The 24798-nt window shown below is 62.6% G+C and carries 30 protein-coding genes; 4 read left to right on the top strand and 26 right to left on the bottom strand.

Translation table 11 applies throughout. From position 1 onward, the window contains the following. Nucleotides 1–152 precede the first annotated feature (152 nt). Nucleotides 153–1112: a sigma-70 family RNA polymerase sigma factor gene (locus ASE48_RS19520; protein ID WP_057168796.1), complete on the bottom strand. Its 960-nt coding sequence runs from the start codon at nucleotides 1110–1112 to the stop codon at nucleotides 153–155. Between the two features lie 147 nt (nucleotides 1113–1259). Beyond that, nucleotides 1260–1676: a DUF3099 domain-containing protein gene (locus tag ASE48_RS19525; RefSeq protein ID WP_057169005.1), complete on the bottom strand. Its 417-nt coding sequence runs from the start codon at nucleotides 1674–1676 to the stop codon at nucleotides 1260–1262. A gap of 42 nt (nucleotides 1677–1718) precedes the next feature. Between ASE48_RS19525 and ASE48_RS19530 the strand changes: the two genes are divergently transcribed. Further along, nucleotides 1719–1955 (top strand): DUF3039 domain-containing protein, encoded by a 237-nt coding sequence (locus ASE48_RS19530; RefSeq protein ID WP_057168797.1) that lies wholly within the window; start codon nucleotides 1719–1721, stop codon nucleotides 1953–1955. Here the strand turns inward: ASE48_RS19530 and ASE48_RS19535 are convergent. Beyond that, nucleotides 1945–2874, bottom strand: coding sequence for a YihY/virulence factor BrkB family protein (locus tag ASE48_RS19535; protein WP_057168798.1), 930 nt, complete (start codon nucleotides 2872–2874; stop codon nucleotides 1945–1947). The two genes, ASE48_RS19530 and ASE48_RS19535, sit on opposite strands and share 11 nt — an antisense overlap. 61 nt (nucleotides 2875–2935) lie before the next feature. Next, nucleotides 2936–3127 (bottom strand): DUF7455 domain-containing protein, encoded by a 192-nt coding sequence (locus tag ASE48_RS32255; RefSeq protein WP_082614296.1) that lies wholly within the window; start codon nucleotides 3125–3127, stop codon nucleotides 2936–2938. Between the two features lie 135 nt (nucleotides 3128–3262). On the opposite strand from ASE48_RS32255, the gene ASE48_RS19540 reads away from it, so the two are divergent. From ASE48_RS19540 to ASE48_RS19550, 3 genes are all read left to right on the top strand, one after another. After that, nucleotides 3263–3631, top strand: coding sequence for a DUF952 domain-containing protein (locus ASE48_RS19540; protein ID WP_057169006.1), 369 nt, complete (start codon nucleotides 3263–3265; stop codon nucleotides 3629–3631). Nucleotides 3632–3697: 66 nt separating this feature from the next. Continuing rightward, on the top strand, nucleotides 3698–4279 hold the full coding sequence (locus ASE48_RS19545) for an SDR family NAD(P)-dependent oxidoreductase (protein WP_082614297.1): 582 nt from the start codon (nucleotides 3698–3700) through the stop codon (nucleotides 4277–4279). Between the two features lie 22 nt (nucleotides 4280–4301). Then, nucleotides 4302–5693: a recombinase family protein gene (locus ASE48_RS19550; protein WP_162264250.1), complete on the top strand. Its 1392-nt coding sequence runs from the start codon at nucleotides 4302–4304 to the stop codon at nucleotides 5691–5693. 25 nt (nucleotides 5694–5718) lie between these two features. Here the strand turns inward: ASE48_RS19550 and ASE48_RS19555 are convergent, their stop codons facing one another. The 22 genes from ASE48_RS19555 to ASE48_RS33160 form a co-directional block, all read right to left on the bottom strand. Beyond that, nucleotides 5719–7710 carry a DUF7257 domain-containing protein gene (locus ASE48_RS19555; RefSeq protein ID WP_057168800.1) on the bottom strand — a complete coding sequence of 664 codons (1992 nt, stop codon included), beginning with the start codon at nucleotides 7708–7710 and terminating at the stop codon, nucleotides 5719–5721. 8 nt (nucleotides 7711–7718) lie between these two features. Beyond that, on the bottom strand, nucleotides 7719–8006 hold the full coding sequence (locus tag ASE48_RS19560; RefSeq protein WP_057168801.1) for a DUF2746 domain-containing protein: 288 nt from the start codon (nucleotides 8004–8006) through the stop codon (nucleotides 7719–7721). Next, on the bottom strand, nucleotides 8003–8452 hold the full coding sequence (locus ASE48_RS19565; protein ID WP_057168802.1) for a phage gene 29 protein family protein: 450 nt from the start codon (nucleotides 8450–8452) through the stop codon (nucleotides 8003–8005). The genes ASE48_RS19560 and ASE48_RS19565 overlap by 4 nt, the downstream gene beginning before the upstream one ends. Next, nucleotides 8449–8625: a hypothetical protein gene (locus tag ASE48_RS32755; RefSeq protein WP_156409280.1), complete on the bottom strand. Its 177-nt coding sequence runs from the start codon at nucleotides 8623–8625 to the stop codon at nucleotides 8449–8451. Before ASE48_RS32755 ends, ASE48_RS19565 begins: the two co-directional genes overlap by 4 nt. Before the next feature lie 17 nt (nucleotides 8626–8642). After that, a complete protein-coding gene (locus ASE48_RS19570) occupies nucleotides 8643–10457 on the bottom strand; it encodes a Gp37-like protein (protein WP_327049655.1) in 1815 nt (604 codons plus the stop codon). Then, nucleotides 10430–11446, bottom strand: a complete 1017-nt coding sequence (locus tag ASE48_RS19575; protein WP_057168803.1) for a hypothetical protein — start codon at nucleotides 11444–11446, stop codon at nucleotides 10430–10432. Before ASE48_RS19575 ends, ASE48_RS19570 begins: the two co-directional genes overlap by 28 nt. Before the next feature lie 25 nt (nucleotides 11447–11471). Then, complete coding sequence (locus ASE48_RS19580; RefSeq protein ID WP_057168804.1) at nucleotides 11472–13859, bottom strand: hypothetical protein; 2388 nt, start codon at nucleotides 13857–13859, stop codon at nucleotides 11472–11474. A 7-nt stretch (nucleotides 13860–13866) separates the two neighbouring features. Continuing rightward, the gene (locus ASE48_RS19585; RefSeq protein WP_235571343.1) at nucleotides 13867–14343 is read right to left on the bottom strand and encodes a hypothetical protein; all 477 of its coding nucleotides are present in this window, start codon (nucleotides 14341–14343) and stop codon (nucleotides 13867–13869) included. Then, the gene (locus tag ASE48_RS19590; protein ID WP_057168805.1) at nucleotides 14295–14702 is read right to left on the bottom strand and encodes a phage tail assembly protein; all 408 of its coding nucleotides are present in this window, start codon (nucleotides 14700–14702) and stop codon (nucleotides 14295–14297) included. Before ASE48_RS19590 ends, ASE48_RS19585 begins: the two co-directional genes overlap by 49 nt. A gap of 90 nt (nucleotides 14703–14792) precedes the next feature. Beyond that, on the bottom strand, nucleotides 14793–15386 hold the full coding sequence (locus ASE48_RS19595) for a phage tail tube protein (protein WP_057168806.1): 594 nt from the start codon (nucleotides 15384–15386) through the stop codon (nucleotides 14793–14795). Nucleotides 15387–15403: 17 nt separating this feature from the next. Next, nucleotides 15404–15808 carry a hypothetical protein gene (locus ASE48_RS19600; protein ID WP_057168807.1) on the bottom strand — a complete coding sequence of 135 codons (405 nt, stop codon included), beginning with the start codon at nucleotides 15806–15808 and terminating at the stop codon, nucleotides 15404–15406. Between the two features lie 8 nt (nucleotides 15809–15816). Further along, nucleotides 15817–16152, bottom strand: a complete 336-nt coding sequence (locus ASE48_RS19605; RefSeq protein WP_057168808.1) for a DUF5403 family protein — start codon at nucleotides 16150–16152, stop codon at nucleotides 15817–15819. Continuing rightward, nucleotides 16152–16526, bottom strand: a complete 375-nt coding sequence (locus ASE48_RS19610) for a hypothetical protein (protein ID WP_057168809.1) — start codon at nucleotides 16524–16526, stop codon at nucleotides 16152–16154. Before ASE48_RS19610 ends, ASE48_RS19605 begins: the two co-directional genes overlap by 1 nt. A gap of 196 nt (nucleotides 16527–16722) precedes the next feature. Further along, the gene (locus tag ASE48_RS19620) at nucleotides 16723–17100 is read right to left on the bottom strand and encodes a Gp19/Gp15/Gp42 family protein (RefSeq protein WP_057168811.1); all 378 of its coding nucleotides are present in this window, start codon (nucleotides 17098–17100) and stop codon (nucleotides 16723–16725) included. A 2-nt stretch (nucleotides 17101–17102) separates the two neighbouring features. Then, nucleotides 17103–17288 carry a DUF7302 family protein gene (locus tag ASE48_RS19625; protein ID WP_057168812.1) on the bottom strand — a complete coding sequence of 62 codons (186 nt, stop codon included), beginning with the start codon at nucleotides 17286–17288 and terminating at the stop codon, nucleotides 17103–17105. Nucleotides 17289–17383: 95 nt separating this feature from the next. After that, nucleotides 17384–18331, bottom strand: a complete 948-nt coding sequence (locus tag ASE48_RS19630) for a phage major capsid protein (RefSeq protein ID WP_057168813.1) — start codon at nucleotides 18329–18331, stop codon at nucleotides 17384–17386. Between the two features lie 26 nt (nucleotides 18332–18357). Next, entirely contained in the window at nucleotides 18358–18873 is a 516-nt protein-coding gene (locus ASE48_RS19635) for a hypothetical protein (protein ID WP_057168814.1), read from the bottom strand. 19 nt (nucleotides 18874–18892) lie between these two features. Further along, nucleotides 18893–19777 (bottom strand): VG15 protein, encoded by an 885-nt coding sequence (locus ASE48_RS19640; RefSeq protein ID WP_057168815.1) that lies wholly within the window; start codon nucleotides 19775–19777, stop codon nucleotides 18893–18895. Beyond that, on the bottom strand, nucleotides 19774–21237 hold the full coding sequence (locus ASE48_RS19645) for a phage portal protein (RefSeq protein WP_235571348.1): 1464 nt from the start codon (nucleotides 21235–21237) through the stop codon (nucleotides 19774–19776). The genes ASE48_RS19640 and ASE48_RS19645 overlap by 4 nt, the downstream gene beginning before the upstream one ends. Then, on the bottom strand, nucleotides 21234–23003 hold the full coding sequence (locus ASE48_RS19650; RefSeq protein WP_057168817.1) for a hypothetical protein: 1770 nt from the start codon (nucleotides 23001–23003) through the stop codon (nucleotides 21234–21236). Before ASE48_RS19650 ends, ASE48_RS19645 begins: the two co-directional genes overlap by 4 nt. Before the next feature lie 18 nt (nucleotides 23004–23021). After that, nucleotides 23022–23408, bottom strand: a complete 387-nt coding sequence (locus tag ASE48_RS19655) for a hypothetical protein (protein ID WP_057168818.1) — start codon at nucleotides 23406–23408, stop codon at nucleotides 23022–23024. Next, nucleotides 23405–24769 carry a glycoside hydrolase family 19 protein gene (locus ASE48_RS33160; protein WP_057168819.1) on the bottom strand — a complete coding sequence of 455 codons (1365 nt, stop codon included), beginning with the start codon at nucleotides 24767–24769 and terminating at the stop codon, nucleotides 23405–23407. The genes ASE48_RS19655 and ASE48_RS33160 overlap by 4 nt, the downstream gene beginning before the upstream one ends. Between the last annotated feature and the right edge of the window lie 29 nt (nucleotides 24770–24798).

Below are 24798 nucleotides of genomic sequence, written 5' to 3' on the forward strand. Positions count from 1 at the left end.
ACCTTCCAGGCCCTGCCATCAGCTTCTCAGTCTAGCCGTCCGGCTGCCTGAACAGGGGTGCAACATCCCCTACGACGATGTGATGCCCGCCGCGGATCGCGGCGGGCATCACTGTGGTGCACGTTTGCGCTGGTGGACCCAGCTCTACTCGATCAGCTGGCGTAGGAACGCAGGCGCTCGGCCCGGTCCCCGTTGCGCAGCTTAGACATGACCTCACGCTCGATCTGGCGGACCCGCTCGCGGGACAGACCGAACAGCTTGCCGATCTGGTCCAGGGTGCGGGGCTGGCCGTCGTCGAGGCCGAAGCGCAACCGGATGACCTGCTGCTCACGCTCATCCAAGGTGGCCAGCACGTAGCGGATATCGGTGTGCAGCAGCTCGGAGATGACCGCGTTCTCCGCCGACATCGCGTTCTCGTCCTCGATGAAGTCGCCCAGCGGGGCTTCCTCGTCGCTGCCGACCGGCATGTCCAGGCTCACCGGATCGCGGCTGTGCTCCAGCAGGTCGGCGATCTTCTCGGCGGGGATGCCCGACTCTTCGGCCAGTTCCTCATCGGTGGCCTCCCGGCCGAGGTTCTGATGCATCTCGCGCTTGATCCTGGCCAGCTTGTTGACCTGCTCGACGAGGTGGACGGGCAGCCGGATGGTGCGGCTCTGATCAGCCATACCGCGGGTGATGGCCTGCCGGATCCACCAGGTGGCGTAGGTCGAGAATTTGAAACCCTTGGCGTAGTCGAACTTCTCCATCGCGCGGATGAGTCCGAGGTTGCCCTCCTGGATCAGGTCCAGCAGCGGCATGCCACGACCGGTGTACCGCTTGGCCAGCGACACCACGAGGCGCAGGTTGGCCTCCAGCAGGTGCCGGCGGGCCGCGTCACCGTCGCGGACGACGGCGGCCAGGTCGCGCTTGCGAGCGTCACCGAGACGCTTCTTGGTGTTCAGTACGTGCTGGGCGAACAGGCCGGCTTCGATGCGCTTGGCGAGCTCGACTTCGTCGGCGGCGGTCAGCAGCGCGGTCTTACCGATGCCGTTGAGATACACACGGACAAGGTCGGCAGCTGGGCTCTGGGCGTCCAGATCGGAATCGAAGCGGCTTGCGGTGGCGATCGCCATTTACGGCCTCCTGCTCGGTTGAACTGTCATGACGTACAACGCCCGAGGGTGCCTCAGAGTTCCCGCCCGGTCTCAGTGGCGTACCACTTGACCTGCGGTTTTAAACCTCTGACCTGAGAATGTCCTGAGAAGTGGAAAAGATGCTGCTCAGCTGGGAACGCCGGGTTCGCCACCGGCGCTCGGGGTCGGCCGCACCGGTGGTTGCAGCGCCGGGCGTTCCGCCGTGGGGAACAACGGGGTGCGTTTGGGGCCGGCGTCCTGGTAGCGGCGCGGCTCGCTGGCGCTGCGCGGCGGACGGTCATTGGCGATCAGCACGGCGATCCAGGGCAGCGGGATCGAGACCACGATGATCGCCAGCGAGATCAGTCCGTTGTGCCAGATCCCGTAGGCCCCGGCGGCGAGGATCAGGCACGGGATACGGAAGGCCATGATCGTCAGATACTTACGGACACGCTCGCGGTGCTGCTCGTCCTGGGGGAGTGCAGCGCGGGTGATGAGGACCGGGCGACCTTCGTCGTCGAAACTCAGCTCGGGGCCGTGTTTCATACCTCCACTGTTCCACATCTGCGGGCGCGTGGGGCGGCCGGTGTCGGGCACAATGGAGCAATGCAGACCGAGACCATCGAGCGGCCGGATACCGACGAGCGCGTCGACGACGGGACCGACGACGACAGCCCCAAGTTCTTCCATTATGTGAAGAAGGAAAAGATCACCGAGAGTGCCGTCATGGGCACCCACGTCGTCGCGCTGTGCGGTGAGGTCTTCCCGGTGACGAAGTCGGCCAAGCCGGGTTCCCCGGTCTGCCCGGACTGCAAGCGGATCTACGAGCAGCTCAAGAAGTAGGACTCTTCTCGGCCTTCCCGGCGACCCAGGCGCGTAACCGACGCGCGTGGGTGTCCGGGGCGGGCCACTCCTCCTGGATCGCGGCGTTGAGTTCCGCGCCGATCATGACGGCGAAGCCGGCCAGGAACGCGAACAGCAGGAACGCGATCGGCGTCGCGAGCGCGCCGTAGGTATAGCCGGTCGCGGTGATCCAGCTCAGATAGAACCGCAGACTGAAGGTGGCGATCAGGAACACCGCCGTCGCGAGCACCGCACCGACCACCAGCCGATGGGTGGGCAACGGGCTGGGCAGCGACACCCGGTACAGCACGGTCACCACCAGGATCAGCGCGATCACCAGCACCGGGTAGTACCCGTTCTGCAGGACATGCGACCAGCTGTCCGGGATGAACTCGGTGATCTTGCGCGGGCCCAACGCGACGAACGGCGCCGCCAGCACGGCGCTGACCAACATCACCACGTACAGCCCGAGGGCGAAGAACCGCTGCCGCACCGGGTGCCGCAAAGGTGTCTGGTCATGCGCCTCGACCACCGAGTCGACGAACGCCGACACCGCCGAAGATCCCGCCCACAGCGAGATCACGAAACCCAACGACACCACTTCACCGCGGGCGGACCGCACGATGTCGTAGATGGTCGGCGCGATGATCTCGTTGACGACATTCTGCGAGAAGAAGCGCTCGGAGGTTCCGATGAGCTGGTTCTCGATGGTCGGCAGCGTATCGGGGCCGAACAGCGGCGCGAGATACGCCAGACTGCCGAGCATCCCCAGCAGCAGCGGTGGCAGCGACAGCGCACACCAGAAGGCGGCCTGAGCGGACTCGGAGAAAATCGAGTCATCCCAGGATTTGCTCAGGGTGCGTTTGGTGATGGGCCAGACGTGATGACGTGATGGTTTCGCCGGGAGCTGATCGGTCATCACCAGACCAGCATTCCCGACGATGGACTCCGCCGCCCGGTATCACCGTACGGGCGGGTCGCTAAGCGTCGACTGCGCCGACCTCGATCACGGCAGCCAGCTCGATCAGCTTGGCTTCGTGTTCGTTGGCATGGTGTTGGCAGAACAACAGCTCGGCGCCTGACGGCAGCTTCGCGCGTACACGCGCGGCAGCACCACAGCGGTCGCAGCGATCGGCCCGGGTCAGTTCCGGACTTGTCAGAGTTGCGTTCACGGCACTTCCTCCGTTCAGCTTTGGTGCGTATGTCTACTGTGTCAGACGTTTTCGGTTCTGGCCTTGTTCCCTCGGGGTTCACCGGTGTGTCGTGTCTCACTGCGTGTGCGTTACCGGGGGAGCAAGCTGGAAATCATGGGTACCCAGAACGCCGTCCTTGTGCACCTGTGCGCCGACCACGAATGGCAGCGCGCGCTGGAGAGCGGTGCGCATCGCCCCGCGTCCCTGGCCGAAGCCGGTTTCATTCATCTTTCGTCCCCTGAACAGGTCCATCTGCCGGCCAACCGCCTGTACGCGGGGCGCACTGATCTTGTGTTGCTGAACATCGATGCCACGCGGCTGTCCGATCCGGTTCGCTGGGAGCCGGGTGTGCCGACCGATCCCGAATCGATGCTGTTCCCACACCTGTACGGGCCGTTGCCCGCTGAGGCTGTGACAAGTGTCACGCGTTATCTGCCCGCCGCGGACGGCTCGTTCGCTGAGTTGCCGGCGACTCCCGAATAGACCACGGCCGCCTCGAAATCCACGCCGCCATCGTAGACGCGAAAGCTGGGACGTTAGGTTGGGGGAGTGAGTGCATCCGGGCGCGTCGCGGTGGTGACCGGCGCCAGCCGCGGCGCCGGTCGGGGTATCGCGGTGGCACTCGGGGCCCACGGCTGGCGGGTCTATGTGACCGGTCGCTCCATCGCGGATTCCGGCACGGCCGAACTGGTCAGCGCGGCCGGCGGCGTCGGTGTGGCGGTGCCCGTCGACCATGCCGACGACGACGCGGTGGCGCGGTTGTTCGCCCGCGTGCGTGACGAGGACGGCGGGCTGGATCTGCTCGTCAACAACGCGGCCGTGATCCACGACGAGCTCACCGGTGCGAAACCGTTCTGGGAGAAGCCGGTCGAGCTGGGCGATGTGCTCGACGTCGGGCTGCGCTCGGCCTATGTGGCGTCCTGGCACGCGGCGCCGCTGCTGATCACCCGGCCCCGCGCACTGATCGCCTTCACCTCGTCACCGGGTTCGGTCTGCTACATGCATGGCCCGCCGTGTATGTCTGTTTGCAGAATGGGTGTAAGCTCCTGCTATGCCCCGCCTTTCAGCACAAAAGCCCACGTCACAGCTTCGCGTACTCGGAAGGCTCAGGCTCTCAGTCTCTTCGGATGAGTCGACTTCGATCGACCGTCAGATGGAGATCATCACCAACTGGGCTGACGCGAACGACCACAAGGTCGTCGGTTGGGCCGAGGACGTGGACGTGTCTGGATCCATCGATCCGTTCGACACACCCCGCTTCGGAGACTGGCTGAACAACCGGGCGCCTGAGTTCGATGTCATCGCCACCTGGAAGCTCGATCGTCTGAGCCGCAACTCGATCAAGCTCAACAAGCTCTTCGGCTGGTGCATCGATCACGACAAGACTGTCGTCTCCTGCTCGGAGGCGATCGACCTCGGGACGCCGGTCGGCCGGCTCATCGCCAACGTCATCGCGTTCCTCGCCGAGGGTGAGCTGGAGGCTATGCGTGAGCGCCAGCTCTCGTCGCGACGGAAGCTCCGGGAGACAGCTCGCTGGCCAGGCGGCAAGCCACCGTACGGCTACAAGGTGGTCGAGGCAGCCGAGGGATACGGGAAGGTGCTCGCTATCGATCCGCTGGCTCACAAGGTGGTGCGGAGGATCGTGGACTCGGTGCTCGACGGTGAGTCGGTGGCGAAGGTCTGCAACGAGCTGAACGCCGACGGAGTCGTCTCTCCCGCTGACTACTACCGCGTCTGCGCGGGGCAAGAGGACACAGGGTCGCCGTGGCGCACCTGGCCGATGAAGCACATGCTCACCTCACCGACTCTGGTCGGGCACGTCCACCTCGGTGGCGTGACGGTGCGAGATGACAAGGGAGCCCCGGTGCTGATGTGCTCGGAGCCTCTGGTGACCGACGAAGAGCGTGAGCTGATCATCGCCGAGCTGGCTCGGGCAGAAGGCGGTCCCCGCGAGCGCGGTGACGCTGGCGCCCTCGTCGGAGTCGCAGCGTGCTGGTTCTGTGAGACCCCGCTGACCACGACTCGTCAGACCAAGAAGCTGGCCACCGGCACGAAGGAATACGGCTACTACCGTTGCCCGAACAACTGCACTCCGCTGCTACCGCTGGAGTCGGCCGAGGAGTTCGCCGAGAAGACGTTGCTGGACGCCCTAGGCGATGAGGCTGTGTCCGAGCGAGTGTGGGTGCCCGGAGACTCTTCAGAGAGCGAGCTGAGAGCCGCTGTGGCGGCGTTTGACGAACTGTCCCTGACTGCGGGGAGGATGACCTCGAAGACGGCGGCTGAGCGCTTGCAGCGCCAGCTAGCAGCTCTCGACGCGAAGATCGCAGAGCTGGAGACCTCACCTGTGCGGGAGGGTGGATACGCAGATCGACCTACCGGACAGACATACCGGGAAGCCTGGGAGGCTGCAGGCGACGCAGGGGCCAGGCGTGAGATGTTGCAGCGCATCGGGTTTGGACTTCGGATGGGAATCATCGACGGTAATCTCCACGCCCATCCCACGAAGCTGGGAGATCGCCTCAACGCAAAAATCCCCCCAAGCTGAGTGATTCTCAGCAAGGGGGGAGTTCTTACGGGTCGATAGGCTCTTCAGGCTCCTCGGGAAGAGGATCGTCCACGATGACGATGTCGCCTCCGCGCCAGATGTCGATAGCCGCTGAGCGGTAGACGCCGTTGTTCCAACTCGCAGCGGTGTGGCCGAATCCGATGCGGCGCCAGGCCGCGCCGACGCTCACGATGTTCGTGCTGTCGACCCACACTGCGTCAGTGAGGGGTTCACCGTTCCGGTAGACCGTGTAGGTGTTACCTACGGCCTCAAGCCGGTACTGGTCGGTCGGCAGAGCATCGAAGATCTCGGTGGAGATGGTCTGCTCAGTGGAGACCCCCGCCGTCATCGAGCTGATCGTGACGAACGCGCTCTGGTTGTTGTTGCCGATCTGAGCGACACGAGCCGCACATCCGTTCAGGCCGTCCTGGCTCATGCGGACGAACAGGTTGATCGCCTGACCGAACTGCTGGTTAGACCAGGCGCCTCCGATAATTGCCTCGGAGTACATGTCGTTCGTTGCCATCGCCTGGATCGCGAACGCGTGCTTCCAGTAGTCGTGGGCGAACAACTGAGCGTTGCCGTCACAGACGAGATCGCCTCCGGTGATACGGAAGTTGGCGTTGCCTCGGTATGAGTACGCCGGGGACACCCAGTTGGCCGTGTCGCTGTACGCGTCGAACGACGACAGGACAGAGATCGGTGTGATCGTCTCGGGGACAACCTGTCCGATCGAACCCCACATGCGGAACGAAGCATCGTGGGTCAGCGCCGACTGCAGGATCGTGCTGGGCATGGCTGTCTGCCCCGTCAGCAGCTCAGTGGCTGCCTGGGGGTAGATGACTACCGACGGGACGATCTGAGAGCGGGAGACGCCCGCTACGGTGAACGATCCACCGAGGGGGAGAATGCCGAGCGCCAGAATGGATCCCTCGGTCGCGATGATCTCAGCCGTGTCGAACTCCAGCCCGACCTCATACAGCAGCGGACCCGTCGGGATCTCGCTGCGGATGTTGCCGAAGTCGTAGAGCCGGGTCATGTTGCCGGTAGCTCGATCGATCTCGTAGATCGCTGCCCACACACTCGTCGGCGGAGTGTCGCCGCCAGCGATGAACCGTGCGGAGTTGACGATCCGGTTGGAGGTCATACGAATCGCGGACAGAGCCAGCACGCCGGGGGCGATGCTGAACCGAGGACGCTCGTAGGAGGCCGTCAGTGCGTGCAGGTGGCTGTTGTACTGGTTGCGGGTCGTGACGTTCCACGTAGTCGACGTGGTGGCCATCTGCGGGTTAGCAGCACCGCCTGAGTAGGCGATCACCGACTCAAGCTGCGAGCGGGGGAATGCCACCTCCTCGAACGGGTTCGGGCTCACCCAGAGCGGGACGTTCGTCGGGGCGTTCGCCAGATCGGCCAGGGTGATCAGGCCGTACTTAACCTGACGCGCTTCGCCGAAGACGACCTCGAGATCCTCCACCGAGCCAGTGGCGGTCTTATCTTCCCGCCATCCCTTCAGGATGTTGTTGATCGTGCTCTGCGCCTTGACGGCGGTAGCCTGGGCGTTAGCGACGAAGCTCCCGAACCAGTCCTTGACGCCCTGGATGGCGTCGTTGATCGGGGTGATGATCAGGCCGGTGAAGATGTCGATGATCTGTTTGACCATGCGCTCCAACGTGTTCCACGTACCGATCAGCCAGTCATCCCACTTGTCGACCTGGAGGAAGACGGGGATGTTGCGGATGGCACCGAGGATCGCGTTGACCGCTCCGGTGATGGTGTTGAACGCACCCTCGATCGCGTTGGGGATCAGATCCTTGAAGAACTGCAGGGCCTCTAGCGGCATCGCTCGAAGCTGAGCTGCCAAGAGCCCGAGGGCATTTCCCGGTGTGGGAACCTTCGGGGTGAACATCGATCGGATGATCGTCTCGTTGTAGTCCTGGCCGAAGGCCAGTGTGCCTCCACCGATCTCGAAGGCACCCCTGGCGTCGATCGCTTCGACAGAAGCGCCTGGGTATTCCATCTGTGCTCCTACTCGGGGGTGACGGTGATCGAACCTGTGACGCGGACGCTGTCGCCTTCGATGCGCTCACGGCGCTCGAGGTTCATGTTTTCGTGGATGATCCGAAGCTCGGACTGGATCTCGCGGAACCCTCGGGTGATCTCGTCACGGAGGTTCTCGTCGTGGGAATTGGACACCTGGGAGTCAATCTTCTTGACCTTGAACCAGACTGGGAGGACGACGGTCAGGAGGCCGCACAGCGCGATGAACGCGAGGAGCGCGACCTCCCAGTTGTTGTCGGGGTTGAAGAGACTCACTCGTCGAAGACCTCGGCGAGCGGTGGGCCGGCCAATCCGCTGGGGATGTCACCGGACTCTCGGAACTGCTGGAGCATGGCTTGCCTCTCCTGATCAGTCATCTGCTTGATGTTGGGGATACGCACTGGGGGAGGGGCTTCTTCGTCGGAGCCAACCCACCGAGCTGCGTTGTTCATGTCGTGTCGCTGCCCACGGAAGGCAGGCTGGAACTTGATGACCTGCTCGGGGAGCTGACTGATGTGGATGTTTCCGTCCTCATCAGCCAGCGCCGCCAAGTAGTCCCGATGGCTGAAGCCGCACTTCCACAGATGCTCAGACCAGTCGGCCAGGTAACCGGGGTGCGTGATCGCTCCGACGCCCGCAACCATCGGTAGGTTGCGGAGCGCCCAGATCACATGCTGCCGTGGGTCTTCCGGGTCGTGGGTCTCTTGAGATGGGATGCTCACAGGGCATCCCCTTCAAGCTGGATCTCTCCGACGTAGAACTCAACGATCAGACTGTTGATGTCGTCTTCGCCACGATGGACGACGTGGACGCCATCCTTGGCGATGTAGGACAGAGCAGCGAGATCTATTCCACCTAAGAGGACTTGGGTCGGAGTGATGCGAACATCGTTCATGCGGCGAGCCTTTCGGGTTAGAGGATTCCCGCTGTGCCCATAGCTCCGTTGAACATCTTGATCTGCTCAAGGATGTGCAGCGCGGGGCTACGCTCTTCGCGGTATCCGATTTCGACCTGCCAGCCCGTAGGGCCGTCTTTGTCGATGCGGTACTTCAACTTCTTGATGCGCTCAACGAAGAGCTGGTGCTCGATCGGGTATCCGAGCACTGACGTACCGACGCGGTGGCCGATCCAGCAGTGCCCATATCCCTTCTCTCCGAACAGATACGGACTCGCGTCCGACACCTGGATGGTGTGAGCCGTCCGGGTCCGGGTTCGATGGATCTCGGCAGCCACGGCTGCGAACGCCGACAGGGTGAACGCCTTGAGCGTTCCCTCGGCCATGCCCTCGTAGTAGTGGAAGTCGCCCAGACTGGTCTGGATGTCCTCGAGCCCTGCGATCGGTAGTGAGATCGAACTTGCACGGAGAGTGGGGATCTCCATGAACGCTCCGAACACGTCGGAGTAGATCGGGTTCAGCACCGCATCCATCAACCCGCCGAGAGGCGGGAGGTCGATTGCCCCACCGACGATGGCGACAGATGCCAACGCGGAGTTGATGTATGACGTGAGAACATCGCCTCCGATGTTCACCAGAGCACTGATGCCCTCGTTAATCCCAGGGGCGCTCGCCCCTCCTGCTAAAAATGACGTGTCAGTCGCCTCGTAGTACGAGAACTCCGACGCCGTGATCCCAGTGAGCGGACCCTCTTCGAACACGACCCACGGTGCCTTCGGGCTGGTGCCAAGGTAATTCGGGGTGTAGTACTCGCCTGGGAACGTGTAGTCCCCGGTGAACACCTCCATACCTTCGACCTGTCCGTCGGCCGTGAGGACGGCCAGAGCACGGACGAATCCGGTCAGCCACGAGCCGCCGAAGGCGGTCTCGGTTCCCCAGCCTGAGTTGTCTTCGATGTCCCACACCAGGCAGCCATTCCGCAGGGGGATCTTGGCCGAGATGTTCTCGAAGAGCGGGATGTTCCACTCGCCCTTGAGATCTTCGAACGGGTGCGGGTCGCGATCCTTCAGGTAGCGACGGCAGGTCAGCGTGAGCTGGTGCTCTTCGAGCAGGCGCTTGGCCGTGTCGTAGAACGTGCCGAACCGGCTGAAGACCATCGCCACCGGCGAGTTGTCCAGCAGGAACGGGAACGGCTTCACGATGTTGCGCCAGGTGCTCGGGTTGAAGCTTGGGCCCATCCACTCCGTGAGGTCCGTAGGGTCGTCTGGGAGAGTCCACAGCGAAGTTTCTAGGCGCAGTAGGTTCACAAAAAGCGTGACCAGCAGGCACCATTTTGCCGGCCCAAAAATGATCCAGATCTTGGGAAACTGCAGCTCAGGGCGTAGGAACGGATTGCACCAGACGCGGATGTGCTTGGTCTGCTCGAAGTCGTGCATGAACACGACCTCCAGGTAGCAAACTCCACCCTTCTCCTTGACCACGCGGTAGTGGTCCATGCAGCCCGACCAGCGGGCGCCCTGCTTCTCGATGACGACGTGGACGTTGCGCTTGGCACGACCACGGTGGTTCATCACCCACTTGGCCAGGTAGTGATCCAGGGGGAGATGCAGAGTCGCTACGCCGGTCTCGTTCTCGATGAACTCGAACTCCAGCATCAGCTCGCCAGCGACCTCGCCACGGAGGCGGTAGTCTCCGTCGAACAGCTCGCACGTAGGCGGCTTGAGACGCAGCAGCTCTCGCTTCGCGTGGCGCTGTTGGATCAGGTTCCAGAGATCTCGGGACTGCTGCGAGGTAGTCAGCCCGCTCATTCGAGGCCCCAGCAGCGCGACCACGGTCGTGGCAGCATCAGCGAGATGATCTGTCCGGGAGCACAACCGGAGGCTGTGATCTCGAACGTCTTCTCCTCGGTGTACGGGGGGATCATGTTGCGGAAGCGGACGCCGTTCATACGAGCCCACACCTGGGAGCCAGACTCCGAAGAGATCTGCTCCACGCGGCGGTCGGTGTCGATGACGCAGTTCTCGCCGTAGATCAGACCCGGCAGCTTGAGCCGCCGGTTCGCGAACTCCTCATCCTCGAACGAGTAGTCCGGGATGACGAACTGCGTGAACGGTGCCTTCTCCCAGGGGATATCGATACCCGGAGGGAACGGCCAGGGAAGATCTGGGATGCCTTCGGTGGAACCGGGGACGGTCCACTTCGGTGCGATGTACTGGTCGGTGGGGTTGAGCCCCCCGGCGCCGCGACCCACTCGGATCTGCAGCGTCTCTTTCGGCAGCTTCTCCCACGGCCAGTAGCCAGGAACGTCAACCGGATTCGGCTTGAACCGGGTGTCCGTCTTCGTCTTGACCGAGAACACTCGGTCGTCCTCGTACCAGAACGGGTCGTAGGAGATGCACGACATCAACGTCTCGTTGATCGTGTTGCCCCGAGGATCTGTCTTCATCAGCAGAGTCGGGGATTCGAACAGCCGGATCTTCAGGTAGCGAGTACCGGAGTCCGGGGTGGTGACGTACAGCTTGCAGTCCCGGTGGAACGCCCATTCCTTGCGCCACTGCGAGTCCCGGCTGAGCCAGGAGCGAGAGCCGGACTTTGCGTCGTTCAGGATCTGTACGCCAAAGATGATGTCCCGCTTGAGGATGCGGTGGTTCAGGTAGCGAGCGCCGGGGTAGTTACCCGGCTCTTCATAGACGACCTTGACGGGAGGGTCATAGAAAGCACCCTCCACGTCTTCGGCCAGGAACACGCCCCGGTCGCCGGTCGTCAGATTGAAGATCTCACCGTTCACGCCCTCGAGTTCGATGACTGTGTCGGTGATCAAGTGTTACCTCCTGGTGGGTGTCAAGTTAGCGGCCAGCGGAAGCGCGGGTGCGCTTCGAGTCCTCGCGGTCCTTGATGGACAGCGCCTCGTCTACAGAGCCGATCTGGAACAGGTACTGGATGCCTTCGGTGATGCCCTTCGAGATCAGTCCGTCACCGGAGATCCCGAGGTCCGACATGAACTGTCCTGCAGTCGCCTTCGCGAAGTCGACAGGTGCGCTCATCAGACCGGAGGCTGCCTTGACGAGAGGATCGTCTCCACCGGAGATGGAGCCGTACTCGTCTGCGTAGTCCTGCGTAAGTCCCAGCATGTCCTGCTGCAACCCGATCTGATCCTTCTGCAACCGCAGCTCGTCAGCACGCGCCTTCAGCGCGTCGTTACCGGTGGCCTTCGCCTGGTAGTCGAGCGCCTTAGCCTGGTTCGCCAGACGCTTCTCTTCAAGCGCCAGAACCTTTTCCATGCGATCGATCTCGCCCTTGTCCAGCCCGTTGAGCAGGGAGGTGGGGTCACCACCGTTGCTGAACGCTTCAGCGATCTGACCAGCGAGGCCCTTGGCCTGGTCGAGGACGGGAGCGAATCCTTCCTCCATACCCTTGCCGAGACCCTGCATGAGAGCTTCACCGGCAGGCTTCAGGACGACGCGGTCGTACGGGAGCGGACCCTTCACAGCTGCGATCCGATCAGCGATGCCAGAGGCATACGAGATCACGCCAGCTTCGCCAGCCTGCAGCCCGTTCAGGATGCCGGTCATCAGAGCGGTGCCTGCGGCGGTGCCGATACCATCCATCCCCGAGAGGCCGTTCGCGATCCCCTGCGGGATCTTCGCGGACTCGTTGACCATCGTTTGGCCGGCCGTGGTGACCATCTCAGGAAGCTCTTCCCACGCTGCCTTGAACGCGGAGAAGTCAGGAGCCGGGAGGCTCTGACCTGAGGTGGCCTGCTCCAGCGACCCTCGGACGTTCTGGGAGACGCTGTCAACGAACGACTGGTACTCAGTGACCTTGGCCTCTGCAGCAGCAGTGTCGATCTCAGGAACGGCGATCTGAGCGCCTGCGGCATCAGCCGGGGCGCCTGCCTGGGCGCCACCGAGAAGATCTCCCAGCGGGCTGCCTGTAGGCGATGGCACGTTCTCTACGGCGGTTGCCACCTGACCGATAGCGTCGGCTGCGCCCTGAGCTCCCGATGCGATCTCGGGGAACATGTCGTTCAGTCCCTTGATCCGCTCTTCGGAGGTTGCCTGTACGGGCTGATCGCCTCCGGTCCAGAAGTCACGGAACGCCTTGTCGGCTTTGTACAGCGCGTCGGAGAACTCGACCACCTTGACGAAGATGCCTGCGAGCTTCTCGAATGCGCCGACTACCTTCTCGACGTTCTCGGGGTTCTTCAGGAACTCGATCGACTTACCCGCCATGTCGCCGACAGCTTCAGCGATCGCCTTGAGCGACCGGCCGAGCGCATCGAACGACGACGACAGAGAACCGTCGGTGGAGATCTTGTCGACCCAGTTGGTGAACGACTGCCCAGCCCCGTTGAACCACTGAGCTACTGCGGGCATCTTCTCAGAGAACGCGGTAGCCAGATCGATCATGCCCTCGGTGAAGTCACGCACGCCGGGGGCGGCGATCGTCATCGAGTCGCCGATGTTCTTGATGGTCTGCTGGATGCCAGCGATGCTGTCGGGGTCTACGACCGCGTCAGTGAATCCCTTGAACATGTCGGAGAGCCCTTGGGCCACACCGTCCATCGGTCCAAGGATCTGGGGGATGGCGTTCTTGATATTCTCGAAGGACGGCTTGAGCCCCTTCTCGAACACGTCGGACACGCTCTTCTGAATCTCCTTGAGATTCTCGCCCAGCGTCGTCTTGCCGTCGCCGCCCTCACCGATCAGGCCAGCGTCAGTCGCTGCCTTCTTGATCCCGTCCAAGCCCAGCGCGATCGCACCTACCGGTGTGACGACTGCTGAGATCAGACCTGGGAGAGCGAGGATGCCTGCGGTCAGCAGGCCCATGAGCGGAGCTGCGACAGCCAGGATGCCGACGATCGCAGTGAGCCCTGCTGTGGCGTTGATCCCGGACCCGAACGACGGGGTCAGCTTCTCCAGCTTGTCTGAGATCCGGGAGAAGATGTTCTTCTCCGAAGCCCCTGCGCCATTGGACTTTCGGTTATCGGTGTCGTCGTCAACGCTCAGCTCGGCGTTGATCCGAACACCCTTGGCGCCCTCTCGGCGCATCTGCGCCAGCAGTCGACGGAAGTCGGCCATCGCCTGGCCTGCGCCTAGGTGGACCTTGACCTCTACGTCGCCGCTGACGCTGCGTTCGATCTCCTCAAGATCGCTCTTGAGATCCCGGCGAAACTGCCGGGTGTCAGGGGACACCTTCACCGAGATCCGTGCGACCTCGGTTCCGGTGGACATCCCTGGCTTACGTGCTCCCTTGGCCATTGGCCTCTGCCTCTTCCCTCTTTCGTTTGGCTGCCTTCGCAGCGACAACCATCGCGGCGAACGAGCCCGGCTTGTGAACGACCTTCGCCTTCGCGAAATCTGGCCGGTAGTAAGGCTTTGGCGCCTTCGGCTTCGGCTTGCTCGGGTCGCGGTTGGCTAGGAGGAAGTAGTGATTGCTCTTCTGCATCTCGTCAACGAGATCGGCTAGGGCGTAACGATCTTCGTCCCAGCCCCGGAAATCAGGTCCACCCCGGCGAGATGCGTAGAACGCACCTTGCTTCGGGAGGTTGATGATCAGGGCCAGGGCGTATCGCGGCGAAAGCGGATCCTCATCGTTGAACAGATCTCGGAGGTCAACTCCGTAGTAGTGCAGGAGATCCGAGAGGATCGCCCCGCCGTGCTCATCGATCAGCTCGGCGAGGACTCGGCTTCCCCCACCTGGGTATCGCCCGTCCAACGACGGAGCACACCGGTGTAGAGCTCAGAGCGGATGCGGACATCCTCTTCGGCGTCGAGCTGCGCGAGCAGCTTCCGGGGAGACGATGCGACCGACCGGATGATCTTGGTGACGGCTTCGCAGACGCGCTCGGCGATCTCGTCAGCCAGTTCGTCTTCCTCGTCGTCATCGAGATCGTCACGGGCTTCGATCTTGGTGATCTCCCGGATGGTGGCGATGACCGATGCGCGGGCCTTGGATCCCAAGCGAATCAACGGCTTCAGTTCGACGGTGCTCTCGTCGGAGAGCACGATCTTCACCGGCTCGTAGCGGCGCTTGGTCTCGGTGTGCAGGGCGTCAAGAGTGAACGTGTTGGACATGGCGAACCTTTCGTAGGCGGCGGGCAATGAATGTGAGGCGGGCAAAGAGGGGGAGGCAGGCCCGCCAAGGAAACCTCCCCCTCCGTGGTCTTACGGAGTCAGATCGACGTTGAACAGGTCTTCGTTGATCCACTTGAACAGCGAGGTCTCGTCCTCGTAGTCGAGGTAGGTGAACCGCACCGGCAGCGCAGCCAGGTCATCGATCGGAAGCTCGATGGCTTCGTCCCGCTTGACGCTGGACTTCAGAGCGTGATGGCCCAGTCGCAGGTCGCCGTCTTCGATCACGACGAACACCGACTTCTCGTTGAGCTGGCCGATCTTCACGCCGAACTCACCTTCGACATCGGAGTCGTTCGGGCCGTAGTACAGCTCGAGCGACTTCTCATCGAACTGGTGGAGGACCACGGTGACGTAGTCGATCGGATCCTCGGTGGAGATCTCCCGCAGCTTCTTCTTCTGCCAGGAGCCCTTGATCTCGGAGCCGTCTCCCTCAAAGCCGAACTCGGGCAACGTGCCTCGGCTGGTGTGGCCGACGCTCGTCCAGCCGGTGAACCCGGTCCAAGTCGAGGGGTCACGCAGGTTGATCGTCTTGAGTAGAGCAGCGGAAGGTGCAGCGGAGCCGACGGCGTTGGTGTAGACGTAGCCGACCGCAGCGGTCAACACTGCATCATCATTTTCGGACATGTGATTCCCTTCAGGGATTAGGTGGATCGGGGAAGGCGCAAGCCGAGCCGGATCAGTCCCTGGACCCGCCAGGAGTCCTGGTAGAGCGAGCTGAACTGAGTGGCGCCCATCGTTTCGTAGAGCGACTGGATATAGCCTGCAGCCGTTACGGTTTGGTTATCGCGTGCGTCGAAGAGCGCGTCTAGTGCTTCCTCGTAGAGATTCTCGGCGGCGATGAGGCCGCCTGTGTTCGTGTAAGCCGACATCTCGATGACCGGCAGTGTGTGGATCCTTGGCGCGTCGGGATTCCTGATCCCTCCGATGCGTCGGACGTTGATCATGGGGAAGTCGCGGTAGTCGATGTCTGGAACCCAGGTCGTGATAGCGACATTCGGCAGAGCCGCCTGTAGGAGCGGCACCACGATCTTCTGAGGGCGAATCATGGAACCTCCTACATGGTGTGACCGCCGTAGGCGGCTTTCGTCAGGATGTACGTGGGGGCAGGGGGTTTCGTGTCTGTGCCAGCGAAGAACCCAGAAGGGGAGTGGCCGAACTCCAACGCCATCGCGTTGGGGGCGATCAGGATCGTGAAGCAGTCCACGTCGTGCTCGAAGGTCGCGATGTCAGCCTCGAAGTGTCCGATCTTGCTGATACGCCTCGTCGTGTTCTGAGCTGCGAGGTTGGCTCTAGCTCGGCCGGCCACATCTCTGTTGACTCGACGTACTGCTTTCTGGGTGTCCTTGTGCCTCGCGACGATCCCGTTGATCTTCGGCGAGACCCACGCCACTAGAACCGCTTGATGGTGTAGTCGACTCGGGCCAGAGCTTCAGACGAGTCGTACTCGCTGGCGTCTCCGAAGAGCGCCCAGCGCGTGCCCTTCCACTCGATCTGAGTCTGAGCCCCGAGGATCCCGTGCGTCTTGGTGAACGAACGCGGGAACCGCATCCGATAGACCTTCTCGGTCGAGAACCCCTCGTTGTCCTGCTCAGCGCGCCTGGCGCTGGTACCTGACTGGTTGGCGATCTGGAACCGGGCGATCGTTGGTCCGGGGAGCGGAGTCTCGGAAGGCTGGGTGAACTTGTTGCCGTCCTCGTCGATGACCATGACTTCGGGGTAGACGAGCACCGGCTGATACCGGGCGCCTGTATCGAGGAGGCTCATAGGACAGCCGTCCGAGGACGGGTCGAACGCTTCTCGACGTTGCCCCAGAAGATGCGCCAGTCGTGGACGCAGCCGCAAGCTGCGGGATCCTCTTCGTGCTCACAGAGAGCAGTCGTGACCTCACCGGGCTTCACCGCCAGGGCGAAGTCCAGAGGGTACGGATCTGCTTCCTGATGCTCCGCACCGTCGGGCGCGGTCACGTCGGCATCACGATGTTCGGGACGATCACCGACATACGCTTGATCGAGTTGACCCCGAGGATCTCCCACTCGCTGTCACGCACCTCCAGCGTCCCCGCTGTGAGGTCTGCAGAGAGCTGGTAGGTGTAAGACCCATCGGTCTCACTCTGATAGCCCTCAGGGTTACGTACGAGGCGCAGAACGGCATCGGCTTCGATGTCGATCAGGTCTTCACGGAACGACTCTGACGCTAGGACTCGAAGCTCGAGGTCTGGGATACGGCGCAGGATCATTCGCTCGACCTGCTTCAGACGACGCTCGATGAGCGCCAGCACCTCGGGCTCGGGCTCCTTGGCCCAGAGCACGACTACGTCTGCGGAGGTTGCGAATGCCATTGCTACTCCTGGTTCTTGGCTGCAGCTTCAGCGGCGTTGTCGGCCGCGATCTGCGCTTGGGTGCGCCGGATGCGCTTCGGCTTGATCGGGGTATCGCCTGATACCCACTGGCCGGTTTCGATCAGCTTCTCGGCGAACTCATCGCTCACTTCGGCTGTGCCACCGTTGAGGGTGGATCGGATCTGCATGGTGTCCTTTCGCAAGACACCCGGAGAGGGGCGCCCAGAGACCACGCGAAAGCGCGTCCACTGAGCACCCCAAACCGGTGGGTGTCAAGGTTGAATCAGGCAGTGACGACGTTGGTCAGCTTGACGAACGCGTCCTTGTCGTTCACGAGCAGGCCGTACTCGGCCTCCACACGAACCGCCACCAAGTTGTGCTGCCAGAGCGACACGAAGTTGGGGCTGGCGAACGTGCCGAGGTTCAGGGTCGCCTGATCGGAAACGTCGAAGGAAAGACCACCGACCTGGCCCCACAGCACCTGGGAGAAGTCGCCCATGAAGCCGACCGTGGTGCCGTTGTGAACGTGGTCGCTCAGAACGGTCGGCCGGCTCAGGATGCGTCCCTCGCGGTACGGGGAGTTGAGGCCCTCGTAGGTGCTCTCGACGAACAGCGGGCGACCGCTGGCGTCCTTGGCGCCGTTGAGGATCGGCTCAGCCAGATCATCCAGCAGGGTGCTGTTCCACTTCTTGCCATCGGCAAGCAGCAGATTCAGGCCGTTGACGCCGAGGGCGTCGTAGGCGGTCAGCGTGCTGTTGCCAGCGCCACCCGGATCAGCGATGGAGACCGACTTCGTGGTCTGGCCGATGTACGCACCGAACGGGCTGTCAGTGCCCCACAGCGCGGCGTTGTCGAACGCCATCGCGATAGCGGTGGCCACCTTGGTCCGCATGGTGCCGAGGTAGTTGGCGGGGTTCGCACGCACGGTCTCAGCGGACGCGACGAAGATGGTCGCGATCTTGTGAGGCGCAACGCTCTGCGAGCTCATGTCGCCCTTGGTGATGGGCTTCATGTCGCCCTCACCGATCCACGCGGCCGACACGTCGCCGGTCCAGTGGGGGATCTTCACGCCGGTCGCGCCCATGGGGATCTTGGTGGCGACCTTCTGAACGATCGAGGTCTTCTCGGCCTCGGCGAAGTAGTCCTGGGCCTGTTCCGGCTCCAGGTAACCCGCGAACATGGTGTCGCCGGTCTGTGCGATCTTGGTGTTGTTAACGGCGAAGTTCGCCATGTGAATCTCCTTGGGTAGGAAGGGGTTTAGGAAACTGCCTTGATGAGCGCCTGCATGATCGGGTCACCGTTGAGAGCCAGAGTGGGCTTCCCTCCGGTGGACTGCGAAGGGTCGTACGCGGGACTCTTCGGTGCAGGGGTGTCGAACCCGTCGAACAGCTCGTAGGTCGACTTGGCCGATGCGAAGATCGAATCGTGGTCGTTGCCCTGCAGGATGGCCGTGAACGCACGGACCTTCGTGCTCGGAATCTCAGCGTCGATCGAGACGTACAGCTTCTCCAGCTCGACCCAGGCTGCGCCCAGCTCGTTCTGCAGTTCGGTGTAGGCCACGTCCTTGGCCGCAAGAGCAGCTTCATGCTCGGCCTTGGCAGCCGCCACGGCAGAAGCGACTGCTTCGTTCTTCGAAACTCGTGCAGCCGCAGCTTCATCACGGAGCCCGGTGACGTAAGCCTGGTCGTAGACCTTCTCGGCTGGCTTCAGTGGATCAACCACGGGAGCCGGGTCGACAACGGGAGTGACTGCGGGGGTGACGATTTCGGTCATTGATGCCTCCTGGGCGTTGCTACGCCGCCAGGGCGTAGTTGGTCATACTGATTTCGCCTCGGGAGAGGCGGCGTCGGAGCGCGTTGAGCGTCTCCGTGTGGGTGCTGCTGGAGCGGGCCGTTCCATCTGAGATGCGTTGGCTTGCTTCCTTACCGGCCTCAATCCACAGTTCCTGTGCTCGTTGAGCACTGTCCCTGCCAGGCCAGTTCGCGATGTCAAAGACCGGGACCACCAGGCAGTCGCAACCGACGTGCCACTCTTCGATGTCCTCTTTGGTCTCTTCGCGGAACTTCATGAGATCCCCACCTGCCTCGTTGAAGAGGTCGATGAGTGTCTCGTTGTCGAGCTTGGAACCTGCGTTAGATGCGGACAGGTACCACTGCGTGTCCTTGCCGGGGAACTCAGCTCCCCGCGAGATGAGCATCAAGCACCAGGCGCATGTTTCGCGTCCGGTCGCTACCCGAGCCCATCCCTGTACAACCTGGGGAGCCGGGTCGTTCTTGACGGCGCCGATGATCTGTCGACGCCCTGCCATCTCCACTTCACGAACTGCCGTCATGGCCAGGCGAGTCACCGCAATGTTGGGAGAGTCGGCCTGCGACATACCCTTTCGTGCGGGCTGCATGTTCTTGACGAACCACTCGTACTTCAGCTCGCTCAGGAACCTCTCGTTCCTGGCGACATCAGGGTGGTTCAGTCCGCGCTGTGAGTCGTAGAAGTCCCGGCCCAGGGCGGCAGATTGCTCATACCGCCGCTGGACCTCTGGGAATAGCACCTGCAGAAGCTGCAGCCAGTCTCTAGTTGCTAGGACCGGGCCTGTGAAGAGCGAGCCAAACTTCTTGACGTAGGACGCAAGCCCCGCAGTGATAGCGGCCTGAGCCGCCGCATACTGCTCGGGCGTCAGGCTGCATCACCTGCTGACTTGTTCGGGTCGATCGGCTTCGCCGGGGCTGTCGGGTCAGGAGAACCTGGCACCGTCGGGTCAGGGTCGACCATCGTGCCCATGAGACCGAGGCCCAGTGCAGCCTCTTCCTCGTCCCATCGACGCATCTCGGTGCGCTCTTGGATCGAGTAACCCATGTCGACTCGAGCCCGCTCACGCGGGATCACTCCGACACCACCCGCGTAGAGCTTGGTGGCTGCGTCTGCCTGTGCGGCCCACGTCGGAGTCGAGGGCTCTCGCCATATCGTCTCCATGCGGAGCATGTCGGGTGGAACGTCGCCGCCCTTCGCCATGCGGTAGGCGATTCGGAAAGCCTCTTCCCATGCGCCACCGAAGATCTGGTTCTTGCGTTCGACCTTCTTCACCAGACGGCTCTCAGCGGCCCTGATTGCCTCAGCAGAGGCCGGATTGTCCGCAGCGGTGGAAAGGTACTGGGGAGGCAGTCCTGTGAACGCAGCGACCTGCTTAGCGATCTGATCCAACGCGTTGGTGAAGTTGGCCAGCTCGGCTGCAGAGAACTGCTGGATCTTGCCCTCGGCATCTTCGAACGCGAGGATGCGTGCCATGTACGCGTCGAAGAGCGTCTCGCCAGTCTCCTGATCGACGCCGATCTCTTCGGGCTTGATGCCGAAGATCAGTCGCTGTGGCACTCCCATCAGCTCTGCAGTTGCCTGCATGAGCATCATGATTCGTGACGCCGCGTCGGTCATGGAGCGGAGCTCGGGGGTGATCTCGCTGGTGCCGTAAAGATCCGAGAGCCGGGTTCGGTTCGGCAGCGGTACGACCGGCACAGCCATCAGGCCGTGCGGGACGTTGAACCAGTCAGCCCATTCGCCGTTCTCGTCCTTGAACCAGCCGATCGTCTCGTTCAGCGTGTACAGCGTGGCTGCCTGGATCGTGTCGCCCTTGGTGTTGTAGGCGACTCGGATTGCCTTGGAGACCTTGTTGATCCGTGGATCGATCTCCGCGTACATTCGCGTAGGCGGTTCGACCCGGATGATCGGGATAGCGGGATCTCGGAACGGATCCAGCGTCGGGTCAGGCATCGACAGCGTGATGTAGGACCGGCCGTGGATATACGCGTCGGTGTAACCGAGAGGCGCCTCGATGTCGAGGTCGTTGGCCTGCCACCACTGCCACAGATCCTGATCGGCTTCGTCCTGGTCTCCGAGCCGGAATCCCTCGAGCACCTGTCGCTCAGCGATCGAGTCGACGTAGAGCCGGGGGTAACCGACGTGAGCCAGGAGCTTCTGCATCTGGATCGGAACCGTCACGCCGATGGCCTCTGGCCGGCGCTCTGCTTCGTAGTAGGAGGTGTTGCTGGTCAGGTCACGCAGGGAATCTTCAAAGGCTGAGATCATCGAATCGCGTTCTGCGACTGGGTCAGCGATCTCTTCCTGGCCTGGGAGTGGGGCTGTCACTTCACAACCGTCACTCGGCCGCTACGGGCCTTTTTGGACATCAAATACTCCTGTCGGGCTCCGAAAGCGAGGACCGCGCAGACCGCAGCGTCGATCTTCTTGCTGGAGTCCTTGGTGACCTTGCGAATCGAAATCGCGTCGTATTGGGTGGGGTGGCGCATGGCGTTCGTGACGTGTTGCTTCAGCACCGGGTCGTTGTCGTGCCAGACCTCGCGCTCAAAGACCGCGTCCTGCAACCGTTCACAGTCGAAGGCGAACTTCTTCTGCTGGCCACGCATGTCGAATGCGATGGGGTTCGCCGGGGAGGCGTTGACCTTGATCTTCTTTTTGTAGGTCCGTCCCCACGCGTCCACGTAGCTCTCGAACTCCTTGAGGTCGGCCCGGAAGGCGACCACGTCGTATCGCTTGAACGTGGAATGCACTGTGGCGTCTACCTCTTCGCGAGGAACCTGTCCGCCGAACTTCTTCGGATCCCAGATCTTGATGACGAATAGGAACCCGTCGGAGATCCGGCAGCCCACCAGGGCTGTCCAGTCGTTGGACTTCGAACCGTCGAACCCGAGCGCGATCTTCTGACCACGGTCGAGCGGGACGAACTCGTTGTAGGTAGCGGCGAAGTACTTCACCGGATCGGCGAAGCAGCGATCCCATTCCTGCGGGGACAGCCACGAATCCTCAGATGCGTTGACCTGGTTGAGGAACTTGCGCCGGGACTCGGTGATGACGTTCTTCGTCGAGAGGACCGACTTGATGATGTCTTCGATCGGCAGCCAGGTGGAATCACCACGGGCGATGATCAGACCTTCGCGGAGCTTCGCGATGCCCTCGGCGAAGCCGATGGGATCTTCGAGCTCGGAGGGGATCTCTGAGATCGGGGTGTCGGCCGGTGCCTCCAGAGCGTCGTACATGGAGCCCACGTCCACGCTCTTGCCCGCCATCACGTCCAGGTGCTCGACGTACGCCTTCTCGGCTACAGACTCTGTGCCGGGGATGTGGGCGTTGCAGATGGACAGCGTGCGGGCGCCGTCGACCTTGGTCATGTTGCCCTCGATCACCGAGGCCATCGAGTGGCCTTCGTTGACCTTGCCGTCAGGCCCGGAGCCCCACCACTGCGTTTCGTTCTGGATGACGAACGTCGGGCGGTTACCCTCCATCGACGCGGGGCTCGAGGTCGCAGCTTCGATGCGGCCACCGGCTGCGGAGTAGATGATGAACCGGTTCACGTCCAGGCCGTACTCGGCCTTTAGGCGCTTGGAGATCATCACCGGGAAGAGGGTGAAGGTGTTCTTGGTCTGATCCTGGGAGACCGCCGCGACCGTGATCCACGCTGAGTGGCGGGTTCGACCGACCGGGTTACCTTCCCAGTCGAAGTGTGAAAACGCTACTGGGCCACAGAGTTCGGCGAGTGCCATAGCTGCGGCGAACGGGTCTTTTCCCCAGCCCTTCAGCCGGCGAATCGTGCCCTCGCGATAGAAGTACTTGCCCTCTTCGTCTACCGCGTACCACCAGAGGATCAGACGGATCTGCTCGTTGGTGGGGATGAACATGTTCTCGTTGACTTCGATGCCCATCTCGGACATCTCGATCAGGAATCGAAGGCGAGCCGGATCATCGTGTCCACCAGGGGTGTTGACGAACTCCGACATCCATTCGAGGACGCCCCACCCGAGGGTCTTCTCAGGTAGGTGCCACTCGCCCTCGATCGTGTGCTGCCACGTCGGGCCGCTGATGTGAGGGGGAGACGGGGCAAGCTCTACTGTGTGCATAACCCCGCCTCCTCTCTGTCAGAACTTGGGTAGGGAATTGATGAAGTCGGCTGCTTCCTTGCCGTAAACCGGGACGGTGCCGACGATCTCGGCGGTAGCCACCTTGAGCTTCTCCAGCTCAGCAGCGGCGTCGGCCGCAGCCTGGACAACCAGCGGGGCGTTGGCGATGACCGCTTCGAGCGGGGTGATCGCTTCGGCGCCGACGGTGCCGTCAGCACGCTGGCGAGACAGGATCACACCGGCAGTGATGGCAGCACCGCCACCGAGCAGGCTGCCGAGGTTGTCGGTCAGGCTGGCGATGGTGACTGCCTGTTCAGAGCTGATCAGCTTGACCAGGGTCAGGATCGGCAGGAGCGAACCGACGAGGCCGGATGCGAGGTAGAAGTACTGGCGAATCTTGGTCACTTGGTGACTCCTGTCTGAGCGGCGAGATTCGCCTGGATGAGACGGATGATGTTCTGCGCCTGTCCGACCTTCCATTTGTCGGTGGCGCCGGGGCCTTCGCCCCGAGCGAGCTTGGCCACGTCCGCGATAGCGGGGACATAGCCCTGAAGAGCCGCCTGCTCAATGAGATTGGCGTGAACCATCCCGTTGATCTGGCGCATCGTCTCCCGCGTGGTCAGCACCGCCTTGTCGTCCAGGCGGTACGGAGAGGGCGAGGGGTAGAGGGTGTTGTCGGCCATCAGGGCCTCCCATTCGTCTTGTTCGTTGATGAGGGCGAGGAGCGAATCCCCGAGGGACAGAGCACGATTGAATCGGTCGCGTCGATGACTCAGACCGTTCGTGCCGCCGTTGATGAGGCGCGTGACCGCTTCAACATCGCGAGCATCGCTGCGCGCGTTGATAGTTGGGCGTGCGACGGTCCAGTACCAGGCAGCTCCGATGCCAGCCCACTTCAGCTCAGACAGCTCCAGAGGGCGGACCACGAAGTAGTCGGGCGTCGGGACGAGTCCCTTGCCGTGAGCCCAGGACGAGAACAAGCCGAAGTTGTGCTTGCCGGTGATCTGGATCCACGACCGGCCCTTGTAGAGGCGTCCGTCTCCGTCGACCTCCGGGGTGTTGCCGAGGTCGGTGCGGGTGTCGTACGCGTCTCCCGAGGCGTACTCGGCGGTGGCGTTGAAGTCGTCGGACTCGTGACCGACCTGAGCCAGCCACATCGCGATGCGATTCGGGTTGTTGGCCTGGCTCTGGATCAGGCCGTTGGCCACAGCGGGCAGAAGCGTCTGCGCTCGCGAGTAGGAGATGCCTGTAGCGCGGGCCAGGATGTCCGCTGGATCGACAACGCCAGCTCCGAGGATGGGGCCAGGCAGATAGGCCCACGCGTGTGCGTACGGGTCGCTGATGGCCTTGGCCTTGTCGACGTGGAGACCGCCGCCGTTGACGACCTTGCCTCCACGGGATTCGAACTTCATCCCGTCGACTTCGCCCCACATGTGAGAGGCGGCACCACCGCCAGGGCCGTGATGGAACGCCAGCTTCACCACCGCGTCAGCGGGGATGTCCTGCCAGCGAGCGACTCGGATCGTCCCGAACGGGCCGACGGCGCCGATGTCGATGTAGCGGTAGCTCTCGGTGGTAGCGCCTTCAGACTGGCGACCCTGCCGCCAGCGGCCGAGCACCATCTCGAGGACCGTCTGTGCGATCTCCGAACAGTCGGTGCCTTGCTTCACGTTCAGCGACAGAGCGCCACCGTAGACGTACTCGTTGCCGACTCGGACTCGGATGAATGACTTTGTGTCCTCGACGTTTTGACGTAGAGCGGGCATCGGTACCCCTTTCGGTGGGTGTCAAGGTT

This window comes from Mycobacterium sp. Root265 (assembly GCF_001428895.1).
Classification (GTDB): domain Bacteria; phylum Actinomycetota; class Actinomycetes; order Mycobacteriales; family Mycobacteriaceae; genus Mycobacterium.